Origin of the sequence: Pantoea alhagi, from assembly GCF_002101395.1 — a bacterium.
Taxonomy (GTDB): domain Bacteria; phylum Pseudomonadota; class Gammaproteobacteria; order Enterobacterales; family Enterobacteriaceae; genus Mixta; species Mixta alhagi.
In genome coordinates this window covers 2,306,912-2,322,241 of record NZ_CP019706.1, presented here as the reverse complement: position 1 = coordinate 2,322,241, position 15,330 = coordinate 2,306,912, and the positions used below count along the sequence as shown (strand labels likewise).

General features: G+C 50.7%; 16 protein-coding genes. 11 read left to right on the top strand and 5 right to left on the bottom strand.

The window, feature by feature from the left end:
- Positions 1-7 precede the first annotated feature (7 nt).
- The 6 genes from B1H58_RS10845 (at position 8) to B1H58_RS10820 (ending at position 4,567) form a co-directional block, all read left to right on the top strand.
- Complete coding sequence (locus B1H58_RS10845; RefSeq protein ID WP_085070194.1) at positions 8-715, top strand: YggS family pyridoxal phosphate-dependent enzyme; 708 nt, start codon at positions 8-10, stop codon at positions 713-715.
- A gap of 12 nt (positions 716-727) precedes the next feature.
- Complete coding sequence (locus B1H58_RS10840) at positions 728-1,279, top strand: YggT family protein (protein ID WP_085070192.1); 552 nt, start codon at positions 728-730, stop codon at positions 1,277-1,279.
- Between the two features lie 35 nt (positions 1,280-1,314).
- Positions 1,315-1,908, top strand: a complete 594-nt coding sequence (locus tag B1H58_RS10835) for an XTP/dITP diphosphatase (RefSeq protein ID WP_085070191.1) — start codon at positions 1,315-1,317, stop codon at positions 1,906-1,908.
- Entirely contained in the window at positions 1,901-3,037 is a 1,137-nt protein-coding gene (gene hemW / locus B1H58_RS10830) for a radical SAM family heme chaperone HemW (RefSeq protein WP_085070189.1), read from the top strand. The genes B1H58_RS10835 and hemW overlap by 8 nt, the downstream gene beginning before the upstream one ends.
- A 423-nt stretch (positions 3,038-3,460) precedes the next feature.
- The gene (locus B1H58_RS21020; protein WP_237172358.1) at positions 3,461-3,754 is read left to right on the top strand and encodes a DUF5675 family protein; all 294 of its coding nucleotides are present in this window, start codon (positions 3,461-3,463) and stop codon (positions 3,752-3,754) included.
- 108 nt (positions 3,755-3,862) lie between these two features.
- Positions 3,863-4,567 carry a hypothetical protein gene (locus tag B1H58_RS10820; RefSeq protein WP_085070187.1) on the top strand — a complete coding sequence of 235 codons (705 nt, stop codon included), beginning with the start codon at positions 3,863-3,865 and terminating at the stop codon, positions 4,565-4,567.
- A gap of 71 nt (positions 4,568-4,638) precedes the next feature.
- Here the strand turns inward: B1H58_RS10820 and B1H58_RS10815 are convergent, their stop codons facing one another.
- The 3 genes from B1H58_RS10815 to trmB form a co-directional block, all read right to left on the bottom strand.
- Positions 4,639-5,352, bottom strand: a complete 714-nt coding sequence (locus B1H58_RS10815; RefSeq protein ID WP_085070185.1) for a YggN family protein — start codon at positions 5,350-5,352, stop codon at positions 4,639-4,641.
- 149 nt (positions 5,353-5,501) lie between these two features.
- On the bottom strand, positions 5,502-5,828 hold the full coding sequence (locus B1H58_RS10810; protein ID WP_085070183.1) for a YggL family protein: 327 nt from the start codon (positions 5,826-5,828) through the stop codon (positions 5,502-5,504).
- Positions 5,828-6,547: a tRNA (guanosine(46)-N7)-methyltransferase TrmB gene (gene trmB, locus B1H58_RS10805; RefSeq protein ID WP_085070181.1), complete on the bottom strand. Its 720-nt coding sequence runs from the start codon at positions 6,545-6,547 to the stop codon at positions 5,828-5,830. The genes B1H58_RS10810 and trmB overlap by 1 nt, the downstream gene beginning before the upstream one ends.
- A 154-nt stretch (positions 6,548-6,701) precedes the next feature.
- Between trmB and mutY the strand changes: the two genes are divergently transcribed.
- The 5 genes from mutY (at position 6,702) to B1H58_RS10780 (ending at position 12,913) form a co-directional block, all read left to right on the top strand.
- Positions 6,702-7,790 (top strand): A/G-specific adenine glycosylase, encoded by a 1,089-nt coding sequence (gene mutY / locus B1H58_RS10800; protein ID WP_085070179.1) that lies wholly within the window; start codon positions 6,702-6,704, stop codon positions 7,788-7,790.
- Positions 7,790-8,062 carry an oxidative damage protection protein gene (locus B1H58_RS10795; RefSeq protein ID WP_085070177.1) on the top strand — a complete coding sequence of 91 codons (273 nt, stop codon included), beginning with the start codon at positions 7,790-7,792 and terminating at the stop codon, positions 8,060-8,062. Before mutY ends, B1H58_RS10795 begins: the two co-directional genes overlap by 1 nt.
- Before the next feature lie 49 nt (positions 8,063-8,111).
- Complete coding sequence (gene mltC, locus B1H58_RS10790; protein WP_085070175.1) at positions 8,112-9,191, top strand: membrane-bound lytic murein transglycosylase MltC; 1,080 nt, start codon at positions 8,112-8,114, stop codon at positions 9,189-9,191.
- Positions 9,192-9,563: 372 nt separating this feature from the next.
- Positions 9,564-11,150, top strand: coding sequence for a filamentous hemagglutinin N-terminal domain-containing protein (locus tag B1H58_RS10785; protein ID WP_085070173.1), 1,587 nt, complete (start codon positions 9,564-9,566; stop codon positions 11,148-11,150).
- An 89-nt stretch (positions 11,151-11,239) separates the two neighbouring features.
- Complete coding sequence (locus tag B1H58_RS10780) at positions 11,240-12,913, top strand: ShlB/FhaC/HecB family hemolysin secretion/activation protein (protein WP_085070171.1); 1,674 nt, start codon at positions 11,240-11,242, stop codon at positions 12,911-12,913.
- Positions 12,914-13,011: 98 nt separating this feature from the next.
- On the opposite strand, the gene B1H58_RS10775 is transcribed toward B1H58_RS10780, so the two are convergent.
- Together B1H58_RS10775 and B1H58_RS10770 are read right to left on the bottom strand one after the other, a co-directional pair.
- Complete coding sequence (locus B1H58_RS10775) at positions 13,012-13,842, bottom strand: phosphoenolpyruvate hydrolase family protein (protein ID WP_085070169.1); 831 nt, start codon at positions 13,840-13,842, stop codon at positions 13,012-13,014.
- A gap of 2 nt (positions 13,843-13,844) precedes the next feature.
- Positions 13,845-15,065: a Tm-1-like ATP-binding domain-containing protein gene (locus B1H58_RS10770; RefSeq protein ID WP_085070167.1), complete on the bottom strand. Its 1,221-nt coding sequence runs from the start codon at positions 15,063-15,065 to the stop codon at positions 13,845-13,847.
- Positions 15,066-15,330 lie beyond the last annotated feature (265 nt).

Genomic DNA, 15,330 nt, shown 5'->3' with positions numbered 1-15,330 from the left:
CCTGACTATGACTTCTATTCAGCACAACTTACAGGAAGTTCGCCAGCGTATCGCCGCGGCGGCGTCGCGTTGCGGCCGCGATCCACAAGAAATTACGCTGCTTGCCGTCAGTAAAACCAAACCTGCGAGCGCTGTCGCAGAAGCCCTGCAGGCAGGACAGCTTGCCTTTGGTGAGAATTACGTTCAGGAAGGCGTGGATAAAATTCAGGCATTAGCCCACAGTCACCCTGAATGGCACTTTATCGGTCCGCTGCAATCCAATAAGAGCCGTCTGGTAGCGGAGAATTTTGCCTGGTGTCATACGGTGGATCGCTTACGTATTGCTACGCGCCTGAACGATCAACGTCCGCCACATCTGCCGCCGCTGAATGTGTTAATTCAGGTAAATATCAGTGACGAAAACAGTAAATCGGGCATTATGCTTGAGGCGCTGCCGGAACTGGCACAGGCAGTTGCAGCGCTGCCGCATTTGCGGTTGCGCGGGCTGATGGCGATTCCGGCGCCGGAGAAAGATTACCAGCGCCAGCTGGCGGTCTGTCAGAAGATGGCAGATGCGCTGGCCTCGCTGAAACAGCATTATCCATCCGTCGATACACTTTCTCTGGGAATGAGCGACGATATGGAGGCCGCGATTGCGGCAGGCAGTACCATGGTTCGTATCGGCACCGCTATTTTCGGCGCGCGTGATTACGGCACCACTCCCCCACAACAATAATTGAGGAACCTCATGCTGACGTTGACTTTCCTGGTAACGACGCTGATTAATCTGTACGTGAAAGTGTTGTTGCTGCGCATCTGGATGCAGTGGGCAAGATGCGATTTTTATAACCCGTTCTCCCAGTTTGTGGTCAAAATTACCCAGCCGGTAATCAAGCCGCTGCGCCGCGTTATTCCTTCTGTCGGTCCGTTGGATACCGCATCGCTGCTGCTGGCCTATGTGCTTAGCGTGCTGATGTTTACCCTGGTTTTCGCGCTTCAGAGCAGCGTTTTCCTGTTCGATCCGGTGTTCTTCTATTTCGGTCTGGTCTCGCTGGTGAAAGCGGCTGGCGTCCTGGTATTCTGGGTGATTATCGTCCGTTCGTTGATGAGCTGGATAAGTCAGGGTCGTAATCCGGTGGATTATGTACTGATTCAGCTGACCGAACCGCTGATGGCACCTGTGCGTCGCTTTCTGCCGGCAATGGGCGGTATCGACTTCTCCGCCATGGTGGTCATTCTGATCCTCTATATGCTGAACTTCCTGGGCATGGATTTCATCCCTGGCTGGGCGCAGCTGTAATTATTGTTATCGCCGTAAACGTTTCTGGAACTGATATGCAAAAAGTTGTCCTCGCCACCGGTAACCCGGGCAAAGTGCGTGAACTGGCCGATCTACTGGCTGATTTTGGCCTGAATATTGTGGCGCAAACCGATCTGGGCGTAGAGTCCGCAGAGGAAACCGGCTTAACCTTTATTGAAAACGCCATTCTGAAAGCGCGCCATGCCGCCCAGGTAACCGGCCTGCCAGCCATTGCCGATGATTCAGGTCTGGCGGTAGATACGCTCGGTGGCGCGCCTGGGATCTATTCGGCGCGCTACGCCGGCGAGGCGGCCAGCGATCGGCAAAATCTGGAGAAGCTGCTGGATGCGCTGCAGGATATCCCGGAAGGCCAGCGCCAGGCGCAGTTTCACTGCGTGCTGGTTTATCTGCGTCATGCAACCGATCCGACACCGCTGGTATGCCACGGCAGTTGGCGCGGTGAAATTATCCGCACGCCGACGGGAGTTGGTGGTTTTGGCTACGATCCGATTTTCTATCTCCCTGAGCTGGGTAAAACCGCAGCTGAGCTGAGCAAAGCGGAAAAGCTCGCGGTTTCTCATCGCGGCCAGGCGCTGACTCTGCTGCTGGAAGCGATGCGTAATGGCTAATCTTCCACCGCTCAGCCTCTATATTCATATTCCCTGGTGCGTGCAGAAATGTCCCTACTGCGATTTCAACTCGCACGCCTTAAAAGGCGAGGTGCCGCATGAGGAATATGTTAATCACCTGCTGGCCGATCTGGATCGCGACCTGCCGTTAACCCACGGACGCGAAGTGGCCACAATCTTTATCGGCGGCGGTACGCCCAGTCTGTTAAGCAGCCACGCCATGCAGCTGCTGCTGGACGGCGTACGGGCGCGTCTGCCGCTGGCTGCCGGGGCAGAAATCACCATGGAAGCGAATCCCGGTACGGTGGAAGCCGATCGTTTCAGCGCTTATCAGGCGGCTGGTGTAAACCGTATTTCCATCGGCGTACAGAGCTTTAGTCCGCTTAAGCTACAGCGTCTTGGTCGCATTCACGGCCCGGAAGAAGCAAAGCGCGCGGCTCACCTGGCCGCCGGTCTTGGGCTGCGTAGTTTTAACCTCGATTTGATGCACGGCCTGCCCGATCAATCGCTGACCGAGGCGCTGGACGATCTGCGTCAGGCGATCGCGCTTAATCCGCCGCACCTTTCCTGGTATCAGCTGACGATTGAACCGAATACGCTGTTTGCCTCGCGTCCGCCAGTGCTGCCTAATGATGACGCGCTGTGGGATATTTTTGAGCAGGGTCATCAGTTGCTGTCGGCGGCGGGCTATGAGCAGTATGAAACGTCGGCCTACGCTAAACCTGGCTATCGTTGCGAGCATAACCTGAACTATTGGCGGTTCGGTGATTATCTGGGGATTGGCTGCGGCGCGCACAGCAAGCTAACGCAACCGGATGGCCGGATCGTGCGTACCATAAAAACGCGCCATCCACGCGGCTTTATGTCAGGAGAGTACCTGGATAAGCAGTATGAGGTGGCGGATGAAGATAAGCCTTTTGAGTTCTTTATGAATCGTTTCCGCCTGCTGGAGCCCGCGCCGCGCGGCGAATTTATGCGTTATACCGGCCTGGATGAAGCCATTATTCGACCGCAGCTGGATAGCGCACTGGAGAAAGGCTACCTGACGGAAACGCCTGAATATTGGCAGGTGACGGAGAAAGGCAAACTGTTCCTTAATTCGCTGCTGGAACTGTTTCTGGCGGAATAATCTTTTTAATTAAAACGCAAAGCTCATTGTGACCGGCTTATCTATTTAGCAGACACATTGAGCTTTTTATTTCCTCTGTCACCTGACTACTGCTATCAGACGGGAATCATTTTCTCATCATTGGAAAGCCCGGCAATATTCCCTTTCCTGTTAATTTTAAAACGGTGAATCTAATTAAAACGGCCCTGATCTCCTCGTTCAGATAAACAACATTCATAATTTCAGCGGGTTATATTTCAGTGTAATCTGTTGATAACTCATTATTTATTTCTCCCTGTAATTTTTTCCTTCTGGTTAATAACTTACTTCACAAAATGCTATGGCGTTTAACCCATCCTGACAGCATTCTGGGCATTGTATTTATAAAATTCCGGCTGACGACTTAAAGGGATACGTACTTTACATAACAAGGAGGTTATAGCTATGGCGTACACAATATTTGTTCAGCGAAAATGGCAAACCACGTTATCTACCATTAGCGAATTCAGTATCTCTGGCACAAATATTAAAGACTATTTTCTGGAATGTCCCGGACCTGATACCGTCACCCCACGCTTAAAAAAAAGGATCCCGGAAGGAAGTTACCGACTTGTATGGCATACAAGCGGAAAGTTTGTAAAACATAACCCGCCTAAGCTATTTAATGCATTCACCCAGGGAATTACCCCAGGATACCGAAGGCTGCCTGTTGCCTGGAACAGAAAGGTTAGCCAATAAGGTCACAAACAGTGTTATCATGTATAAAAGGATAAAGGAAATTATAGAAAAAGAAGGCATCGCTAACTTTACTGTTATGATCACTTCTTGTTATGTGGACGGTAATAAATGATTAACAAAACTCTTTTAAAATCATTGTTTTTCCTTTCATTTTCTTTTTTAACTTTAACTCATTACTCATTCGCTGAGCAGTTACTAATAGATGGCACTTTTCAGGCTTACTGGAAAGCCGAATGGAATGATGATGCTACCGTAAACACGCCGCAGTTAGGCTTCAGGTATTTCCCATCTGAAACTTCACCGCAGAAAATGAAAGTCATTGATATTTTAATGGATGGCAGTGAGAATAAAAAAATAAACTTCATAAAAAGCCATTTTACAAATATACCTGATAATTTCTTTAAGTATAAAGAGTGGTATGTCAACCAAAAAGGTTATTTGGTTATCAAAGATATTAAACATTATATTGAATGCGATGCAGATAACTATATCGCCGAGTTTGTTTCTTTTACGCCGACTGCCCTGAACCTTAATACAAAAACAAATGACGATACAGGCTGCGTTTATGGTGGCAGCTTCCCTTACTTAACCTCATATGTTCTTAATTCGAATACAAAAAGCGGGAAACTCAAGCATGAACCCAAAGAGAGGGCTAAAACCAGCTATACATTTACTCGTGATGAAAGTGTTGTAAAAATAAAAACCATTAATAAAGAATGGATGTATGTCGCCCTATACGATCCCACCAGGCAGGATCGGCTAAGCGATAAAAAAGGCTATATTAAATTTAGCGATGTTGTACCACTGAATTAACATTATTTATTCAGCGGATGTGAACGACGATAAGCGCCCTGCCTGCCCTCTCAGGCCGTCAGGGCATTTTACTATTTAATTCCGGCTAACACCGCTTTCCGTTGGTTTTCCAGGGCGGTTACGCGATTGCAGACTTCACGACCGAAGTTCTGGAAATCCTGCTCCTGGTTACTCCACTCTGCCTGTATCGCCTGCTGCAAGCCACCCAGATTGCCCATAATCGCCTGCAACGGATTATCGCTCTGGCTGGCCTGTTTTGTGCCCATCTCGTTCAGGCTGTCCTGCACGACGCCGCCTAAGCTGCTTTGCACCAGACGCTCCCCGTCAGCACGAACCTGATCGATAGCCTGATGGTGGAAGGTTAAGCCGTCGCTGCGATGCTCAATAATACGGTTCATCTGCTGCTTCAGCTGCTCATCCAGCGTGGTAAGCCGCTTGCGTACGTTGCTGCTGGCTCCCAGTTTCTCCACGACGACCTTATCCAGTGCCACGCGGCCTTTCTCCAGCCGCTGCGATGCGCCCTGATCCACCCACGGCAAATCACGACGCAGCGCCGCCTGATAATCCACTGCTTTCTGACGTGTCGCCGTATCTGGCTGAATCAGCTTGCCGTTGTATTGCAGATCGCCCACCGGAGAGATCACCAGATTACCGCTGGCACCCACTACCTGTACCGATTGCGGCGTGATAACCACATCATCCTGCGGTTTCACCGGGCATTCATAAGCCGCGTGCGCCTGCACCGCAGCCAGCAAAAGTACGCCCGTCAGCGCTTTACGCATCATAAAGACTCCTGGGTTCGTTATAGGACTCATTTCCTGTACGCCTGTGAAACAGATGCTGTCATTGGCCTGGCGCATTTTCAGCACGGCCAGCCCGCTTCAGGCGTTCAATTAACGCGCCTGAATTGCCAGTCTGCGCGTTGACTAAGCTTTTAGTCCCACCAGACATCAAACAGTTCAGTGACTTTTACACCTTCCATATTGCGTGCTTCCAGCCACTGACGAACCTGTTCACGATGCTCATCGGTACATTTACCGATTTTCTGCAGACATACCAGGCCTTCCCATTGCAGATAACCGCTGCCGTCAAACGCCAGTCCGTTAGGCTCAATGATTTCATGAATAAAGGCATCAACGGTCGTATCGATCTCTTCTACCGTAGTACCCTGCGGAAACGTCCAGGCAACAGAAAAGCCCAGTTCCTGAAACTCGTCGATATGCAGCTTTTTACGTAAACGGCGGCTACGCTGTATTGCCATTATTTAACCCTCTCAAACATTAAATCCCATACGCCGTGGCCCAGTCGCTGCCCGCGCTGCTCAAATTTCGTCAATGGTCGCGTTTCCGGACGCGGCACATAGTCACTGGTGGCGGACTGGTTCTGATATCCCTCTACGCTGCTCATCACTTCCAGCATGTGCTCAGCATATTCCTGCCAGTCGGTAGCCATATGAAATACGCCACCCAGCTTCAGTTTACGTAATACCAGCTCGGCAAACGGAACCTGCACAATGCGGCGCTTGTTATGGCGCGCTTTATGCCAGGGATCGGGGAAAAACAGCTGCACCATACGCAATGAGTTATCCGGGATCATCTTTTCCAGCACTTCAACCGCATCGTGGCACATTACGCGCAGATTTTTAAGCTCTGCTTCCTGCGCCGATCCCAGACAGGCGCCTACGCCAGGCGCATGAACCTCAATACCAAGGAAATTTTGTTCCGGGTTTGCACTGGCCATCGCCACTAGCGATGCGCCCATGCCAAAGCCAATCTCCAGCACCACCGGCGCTTCCCGGCCAAATAACGCCACCAGATCCACCGGCTCCGCCTGATACTCTACGCCCATAACTGGCCATAGGGTATCAAGCGCCTGCTGTTGACCCTTTGTCAGTCGGCCCTGACGGCGTACAAAGCTGCGGATACGACGCAAAGGGCGCCCGTTTTCATCAAATTCCGGTGTGATGACGTCATTAATCATGTCGTTGCCTGCCTGTCTGCATATTCAGGAAAACGGGCATTATGCAAAGTTACCGGACAGAAGCAAGCACTTGCAAAGTTCCGGTTTACTCCGCGCAATGTCTATGCTGGAATGCCTGCCTGAGTGTAGAGCAATAACGGAAATTTTCCTTCTCATGATGCAAGCGCAACAGTTCGCGCAGCAGGTGCTGGACTGGTATCAGCGCTTCGGACGTAAAACCCTGCCGTGGCAACAGGCCAAAACGCCTTACAAGGTTTGGCTCTCCGAAGTCATGCTGCAACAAACCCAGGTCGCCACCGTGATCCCCTACTTTGAACGCTTTATGGCGCGTTTTCCTACGGTCAACGATCTGGCGTCAGCGCCGCTGGATGAGGTGCTTCACCTCTGGACCGGCCTTGGTTATTACGCCCGTGCGCGCAACTTACATAAGGCGGCGCAGACCATTGCCGAGCGTCATCAGGGTATTTTCCCTGAAACTTTTGATGAGGTTGCCGCCCTGCCCGGCGTAGGCCGCTCTACCGCAGGCGCAGTGGTCTCGCTGGCGCTGGGCCAGCACTATCCGATTCTGGACGGCAACGTAAAGCGCGTGCTGGCACGCTGCTATACGGTTGGCGGCTGGCCCGGCAAAAAAGAGGTGGAAAAACGCCTGTGGCAGATTGCGGAAGAGGTCACGCCTGCGGCTGGCGTCAGTCAATTTAATCAGGCGATGATGGATCTCGGCGCGCTGGTGTGCACGCGCTCAAAACCCAAATGTGAAATTTGCCCGCTGAATAACGGCTGTATGGCTTATGCCGAGGGAAGCTGGGCCAGCTATCCTGGCAAAAAGCCCCGGCAGACGCTGCCGGAACGCACCGGTTATATGCTGCTGATGCAGCGCGGCGAGGGAGTCTGGCTGGAGCAGCGCCCGCCTGTTGGCCTGTGGGGCGGCCTGTTTTGCTTTCCGCAATTCGCTAACGAAGAGGAATTACGCGCCTGGCTCACCGCGCGCGGCATCGGTAGCGCGGCGCTGCAGCAGTTAACCGCCTTTCGCCATACTTTTAGTCATTTCCACCTGGATATTGTGCCAATGTGGCTGGAACTGCCTTCTGCGGGCGCGGCGATGGATGAAGGCGCGGGTCTCTGGTATAACTTAGCGCAACCACCGGCCGTGGGTTTAGCCGCACCGGTCGAGCGCCTGCTGCAAGAATTGCGGCATCCCCAGCAAATATCGCTGCATATGCGCGTTTCTGAAGAGGAAGAGTAATGAGCCGCACTATTTTCTGTACGTTTCTGCAACGCGAAGCTGAAGGACAAGATTTTCAGCTCTACCCAGGCGAACTGGGAAAACGCATCTACAATGACATCTCGAAAGAGGCCTGGTCAAAGTGGATGAGTAAGCAGACCATGTTGATCAACGAAAAGAAACTCAACATGATGAACCCGGAAGATCGTAAAGTGCTGGAGAAGGAGATGGTGAATTTCCTGTTCGAAGGCAAAGATGTACATATCGAAGGTTATACCCCACCAGAGAAATAACATTTTGGGCCTCATTTGAGGCCCCTGTTTTGGGTTCAGCGCAGATACGATGAAAAAAAAATTTATTGCCTTGCTAGTGATAGCACCGCTGCTGGTTTCCTGCTCAGGAAGTAAAAAACAGACTTTCCATGAGGAATGGGTAAAAGACACCAACGGCTTCGATATATTGATGGGCCAGTTTGCTCATAACATTGAGAACATCTGGGGCATCAACGAAGTTCTGATAGCCGGGCCAAAAGACTACGTTAAGTACAGCGATAACTATTACACACGTAGCCATATCAACTTTGAAAAGGGCTCGATTACCATTGAGACCATTTCGGGTACCGATCCGACAGTCAGCCTGCGTCAGGCGATTATCACCACCTTGCTGATTGGTGAAGATCCCGGCAATGTTGATCTCTATTCTGATGCCAACGATGTGCAGCTCAGCAAAGAGCCGCTGCTGTATGGTCAGGTGCTGGATAATACCGGTCAGCCTATTCGCTGGCAGGGGCGCGCCGCCAGCTTCGCGGATTATCTGATCCAGAACAGGCTCCAGCGCCGCGTTTCCGGCCTGCATGTGATCTGGTCGGTCACTATTCCAATGGTGCCTAACCACCTCGACAAGCGTGCGCACAAATATCTGCCGATGGTACGTAAGGCGGCGGAAAAATATAACGTGGATGCGTCTCTGATCCTGGCGATTATGCAAATCGAGTCCAGCTTTAACCCGTATGCGGTCAGCCATGCCGACGCGCTGGGTCTGATGCAGGTGGTTCAGCATTCAGCCGGTGTTGACGTGTTCAGAATGAAAGGTAAATGGGGCAAGCCAAGCCGTAGTTATCTGTTCGATCCGGAAAACAATATTGATACCGGCACCGCCTATCTGTCGATTTTGCAAAGCAATTATCTGGCGGGTATTGCTAATCCGGTATCACGCCGCTATGCGGTAATTACCGCCTATAACGGCGGCGCAGGCAGCGTTCTGCGCGTCTTCTCCAGCGACAAAGATCGGGCCTTTTCTCAGATCAACGCGCTCTCGCCGGACGAAGTCTATCAAACCCTGACGACCCGCCACCCGTCCGCTGAGTCACGCCGCTATCTGTATAAAGTCAGCCACGCGCAGCGCAGCTACAACCGCTTTTAATCCGTATAAAAAAGCCAGCCTGAATACAGGCTGGCTTTTTATTTAATCAATACCGTCCACGTGGCCTGATACGGTCACACCGCGATCTCTTTTTTCCGCCTGCCAGGCAATAGGTATACGCCACTGATGCGCCAGTCGATTTAACCCGGCCCTCTGCCGTAACCCATCTCAGTCGCCGCTGGAGTAATACGGAGATTGCCGTTAATCAGACTAATTTCCTTAAAGTTTATATTTAATTAAAAAACTGTGTATTCCCTGATATGGCGAATACTTTATTTTATGTCTCCGTGTTAGTGACATACGTTACAGCACGCAGAATATTAAAAATCTTATTTGCTAAAATTCACTAAGGGTAATATATAAGGGATTATTATGAAAACAAATAAATTTAAGTTCAATCGCCTTTGCCTGTCAGTTATGCTTGTTACCGGCAGCATTGTAACGGCAGAAGCGGCAGTAACTGCGCAAAACATTCCTGGCAGTAACCTTAATGTCTCCACCAATGCCAATGGCTCACAGACGGTGAATATTAACGCCCCATCCGCCAGCGGCATTTCACATAATAAGTATTCACGCTTTGATGTTAATGAAAATGGCCTGGTGCTTAATAACAGCAAAACCGGTTCAAAGACTTCCGTTGCCGGTAATATTGTTGGCAACCATAATCTGGACAAGAGTGGACCAGCACGCGTGATTCTGAATGAAGTCACCTCTTCCCATGCCAGCAAGCTGGAAGGCAGTCTGGAGGTTGCCGGTAATAAAGCTCACGTTATTGTCGCCAACCCCAACGGCATTACCTGTAACGGCTGTGAATTTATTAATACCAGCCGCAGTACATTAACTACCGGCAAACCGGTATTTGATGGCGAAGAACTGAAAGGCTTCAAGGTGGAAAAAGGAACCATTACCGTTAATAATTCCGGCTGGTTCGGCATGATGGATAACCTCAGCGAATATACCGACCTGATTGGCCGCTATGTCGCGGTTAATGGCTACGTACACGCAAAGAATCTGTCAATCGCTGCCGGACGTAACGAGCTGGTTGAAATAACTGACACTGGGATAATCGCCCAGAATAAACTAAAAGAGACTCAGGCTCAAAATGACGTGCTGGTCGATGTCGGTGCATTAGGCGGCATGTATGCCAATAAAATTACTGTCGTTGCCAATGATAAAGGCGTCGGGGTACGTAATGCCGGTTACATTATCGCAAACAATAGCCTGAATATCAGTGCGCAGGGTGATATTCACAATACCGGGTATGGCCAGATCAACTCGGCTGGGGAATCCACCTTAGCAAGCGGTGGTAAAATTTTAAACCAGGGCTACTCTATCAACGCATCCTCATCACTTAATCTTGAAGCGCAAGAACTGGCCAATGCGAATCAGATAGAGGCCGACACGGTTAAAATTAAGACTGAAAAAACAGACAATAGTGGTCAAATTCGGGGCTACAGTAAGCTGAATATCGATACCGGTGATTTTGAAAACAACGGTAAAATATATAGCCAGCCAGCGCCCTCCTCCATCCTTTGGTCTGGTAGCAACCGAGGTAACATCATAATCAATGCCAGTAAAAAGTTCATTAATAATGGTACGATAGCGGCTAACCACGATATCACCATTACAGCCGATAATATTACAAACTCAGGCGAGCTGAATGCTTTCAATAAGATAAATGCAGAAGCAACCACTTCGCTGACTAATAAGGGCCTTATTACTACCGGGCGCACCATGGTATTAAGCGCCCCCGTTTTAAACAACAGTGGCAAGTTAAAATCTTTTAACTCTCCATACTATGAATCCCGGATTTATTCGCCCGATTTCCATAACTCTGGCGAACTCGACGGCAACTTTAAGGTTATCGACGAAGTAAAATCCGCAGGTGAAATTGTAAAAGACACCAACCCTTATGATAATGGTAAAAATGGCCTGTTTAATGTGTTCTATGGCAGTTGAAGTACAAACCTGACATAAATTATCAACATTAAATCATTAATTACCGTGCCGTCTCTGATGGCGCGGTTTTATTTTCTCAGGGAAGCGACATGATTTACCGGCTGCTATTACTGGCGTTATTTATCCTGCCCATCACCTCTTTTTCCGGCTCCAACAGCGTTATTATTGAACAGCAGAGCCTGCATCAGCAGGAACTGCAAAAGGCGCGCCAGAAAAGCCTTGCTACCACCGGCAAGGCGGTACAGGGAAGCGTCACTGTTACTGATAATAATATGGGTGAATTTATCGATAGCTCAGACTGCCTGCCAATAAAAGCGGTCCAACTTGAGAACAAAAGCGATTTACCCGTCTGGCTCCCTTTGCAGCGCATTGCGGATCGTGGAATCGGGCACTGCCTTAACGTACCAAACGTGCGTCATTTAGTCAGGCTGTTGGAAAACCGCATTATGAAAGCGGGCTATATCACCTCCAGAATCAGCGTCCCCGATCAGCAAGCGGGAAACGGCACGCTCAGGCTACGCATTGTTGCCGGGCGCGTGGGTCAGCTTGCGCTCAGCGAAGGCAGCAGTGATAATCTTTATCTTAACGCCGCCTTTCCTCTGCGTTCAGGCGATCTGCTGGATCTGCGCGCTGTCGAGCAGGGGCTGGAGAATATGCAGCGCATTCCCCATACCGACGTCGCCATTCAGCTGGCACCCGGCGAACGCCCCGGCAGTACCGATATCCATATTAAACGACAACAAAGCCGCAGCTGGCGTACCGCATTCTGGCTGGATGACGCCGGCAGTCGCTATACCGGGCGTTATCAGGCCGGCACGGCATTTTATCTTGATAACCCCACAGCGCTTAACGATCTGTTTTATTTTTCCCTGGGACGGACGCTGGAATATAAAAAAGAACGCGGTAGCAGCAACTATGCCGTCTGGTATTCAGTGCCATACGGTTACTGGCTGCTCGATTTCTACGCCAGCGAAAACCGTTACAGCCAGCCACTGACGGGGGAACTGTCGGGCTATTATTATAGCGGTAAAAGCCGGAACCTTAGCGTACAGCTCAGCCGTTTACTGCATCGCGATGCAACCCAGAAAACCACCTTAAGTACGCAGATCAGTAAACGTCAGTACCGCTATTTTCTCAGCGATACGGAACTGGAACTACAGCAAAAAGAGATAACCAATGTGCGTATGGCGCTTGCCCATCGCCGCTATCTGCAAAACGGCGTGCTTGACGCCACGCTCAGTCTGCAGCGCAACGTTCCCTGGTTCGGAAACCGCCCTACCTCAGAGATGCTCTATAACCATTATCAACGTGCCAGCCGACTGATGATGTTTGATTTACAGGCCTGGCTCCCCTTTCAGCTGACCGAAATACAAATGAGCTATCAGCCGCGCTTTCTGTTACAGGTATCGCCTGACAAACTGGTGACGCAGGACCGCTTCAGCATTGGCAACCGCTGGAGCGTGCGCGGTTTTGATGGTGAAAACAGCCTGACCGGCAACAGCGGCTGGTTTCTGAGCAATAGCATTAACCTTCATTTTCCGCAGTGGAATCAACAGCTTTATGCAGGTATCGATTATGGGCGCATCATCAGCCGCGCCGACAATGCGGAAGAAGGAAAACAATTAGCGGGCAACGTCCTGGGTCTGCGCGGTCAATATCGGGGGGTCGGTTATCACCTGTTTGCCGGTACTCCGCTCTGGAAACCTGCGGGTTATCAGACGGATAATCTGACGCTCGGCTTTAATGTGCAGTGGGAATATTAAGGCCGGAATGCATTAATGCAGCTGGCAAAAACAACGGCCGCGATGTCAGTTTAGGCATCGCGGCGACAATAATAAGACCCTGATGTTGGCGCTAAAAATTAACGCTGAATATTTTTAAACTGCTTAGTTGTATTAGTTAAAGCCACTTCTGTTGGTAACCGCTCCATTGAACTGGCACCATAAAAACCGTCGCACAGCGGGCAGTTATCCATAATATATTGCGCATCTTCCGGGCCAGAAATCGGTCCACCGTGACACAGCACAATAATATCTTCCCGCACCGCTTTTGCCGCCTCGGCCCAGGCCGTGATCAGCGGAACGCAATCCTCCAGCTTTAGCGCGGTTTCTGCGCCGATATTTCCGCCAGTGGTTAATCCCATATGCGGCACGATAATATCTGCGCCCGCCTCGGTCATCGCAACCGCGTCCTGCTCGCTAAACACATAGGGCGTGGTGAGCATATCTTTCTGATGCGCCAGACGGATCATCTCAACTTCCAGCCCGTAGCCCATACCGGTCTCTTCCAGATTGGCGCGGAAATTACCGTCGATCAGGCCTACCGTTGGGAAGTTTTGTACGCCGGAAAAACCCAGCGCCTTCAAATCGTCCAGAAACTTATCAAAATGGCAGAAAGGGTCGGTGCCGTTTACGCCCGCCAGTACCGGTGTTTTTTTCACCACCGGCAACACCTCTTTTGCCATATCGACCACGATTTCATTCGCGTTGCCGTAGGCCAACAGCCCTGCTAAAGAGCCTCTGCCCGCCATACGATAACGCCCTGAGTTGTAAATAACGATCAGGTCGATGCCGCCCGCTTCTTCACATTTGGCGGAGAGGCCGGTGCCCGCTCCGCCGCCAATGATCGGTTCGCCTCGGGCAATCATTGCACGAAAATTTTCCAGCAATTCCTGTCGGTTTAACGCAGGCATGATTAGAACTCCCTGGTGTTGATGGTACGAAACGCTTCTACTGCAGCGTCAGCAAACATTGCATCATTAATGTTATAAGGTAATCGTATTATTTTTCTTTTTTCGGTTGGTATCAGTTCTGCTTCCAGCGTAGAGATAAACGCCTCGTTTGCTTCAGGTGACCAGAACGGCATGCCCGGCGCGTCAAGAGCGGAAAATCCCCCTTCCGGAATTAAAAACCGTACTTCCCCTTCGCAGCGATTAAGCTTGGCGGCAATCCACTTCGCCATCGCGCGGTTTTCCCCTGGTGTGGTGCGCATTAGCGTGACCTGGGCGTTATGATGATAAAACAGCCGGTCCGCATATTTTTCCGGCACGCTCGACGAATGACCGAAATTGACCATATCCAGCGCGCCGCAGGAAACAACATAAGGCACCTGTGAGCGGGCAATAGCATCAAAGCGCGTTTCAGCGCAGGCCAGTACGCCACCGGCTAACAGGTCGCAAACTTCAGTAGTGGTCAGATCCAGCACGCCAGCCAGCATGCCGCTATCCGCCAGTTTTTCCATCGCCATGCCGCCGCTGCCGGTGGCATGAAAAACCAGACAATCGAACTCTTCTTCCAGCTGCTGGCTTACTGCCTGGATACAGGGCGTTGTTACGCCAAACATGGTTAAGCCAAGCGCCGGTTTATCATCTGCACAGGCTTCCGGCTGGAACAGCACGGCGCCTGCGATTTGATGTGCGGCGTTGCCAAGAACCTGACGTGAAATCCGGTTAAGGCCCGCTACGTCGGTTACGGAATACAGCATGCTGATGTCGCTGGCACCGATATAGCCCGCGATATCGCCGGAGGCCATGGTCGAGACCATCACTTTCGGCACGCCGACCGTTAAATCCTGCATCGCTGGCGTAATCAGCGCGGTGCCGCCTGAGCCGCCCAAACCGAGAAGACCGGCAACGTCTTTACGGGTTTTAAGGTAGTTCTGAAAAGCGAGCGCCATCGCCTCGATCGCGCGGCCACGGTCGCCGCAAAAAACGGCCTTCGTACCCTGAGGATGAAAAGCCGCCACCTCTTCTGGCTTCACATCTGCAGCGGAACTGGCGTTAAGTACTTGAGTTGACACGTCAACCGTCAGCGCCTGCAGGCCAGTTTTTCTAATCAAATCACGAACGTAAAACAGTTCCCTTCCTTTAGTATCCGCTGTAGCAGCAATGTAGATGTAACCGGTTTCTTCTTTCATTTCTGTTAACCATTCCTGTCACAAAAGCCATTAAAAGCTTGATAAAACTGAAATAAAAACCAAAATGCTATTTATAAGCGGATGGAAGACCGTCCGTTCGAGACAACAGTATCATCGTCCTGAATGTTAAATCAAGCGAATGAAATGCACGTCTCAACAATAATGAGAAAAAACTGATGATTAAACAGAACGAATGTTGGATGTTAATATTATGAGTTCTGTTATAGTGCCAACAGAGCTTGGCGAATCCGCGGACTCTGAGTCC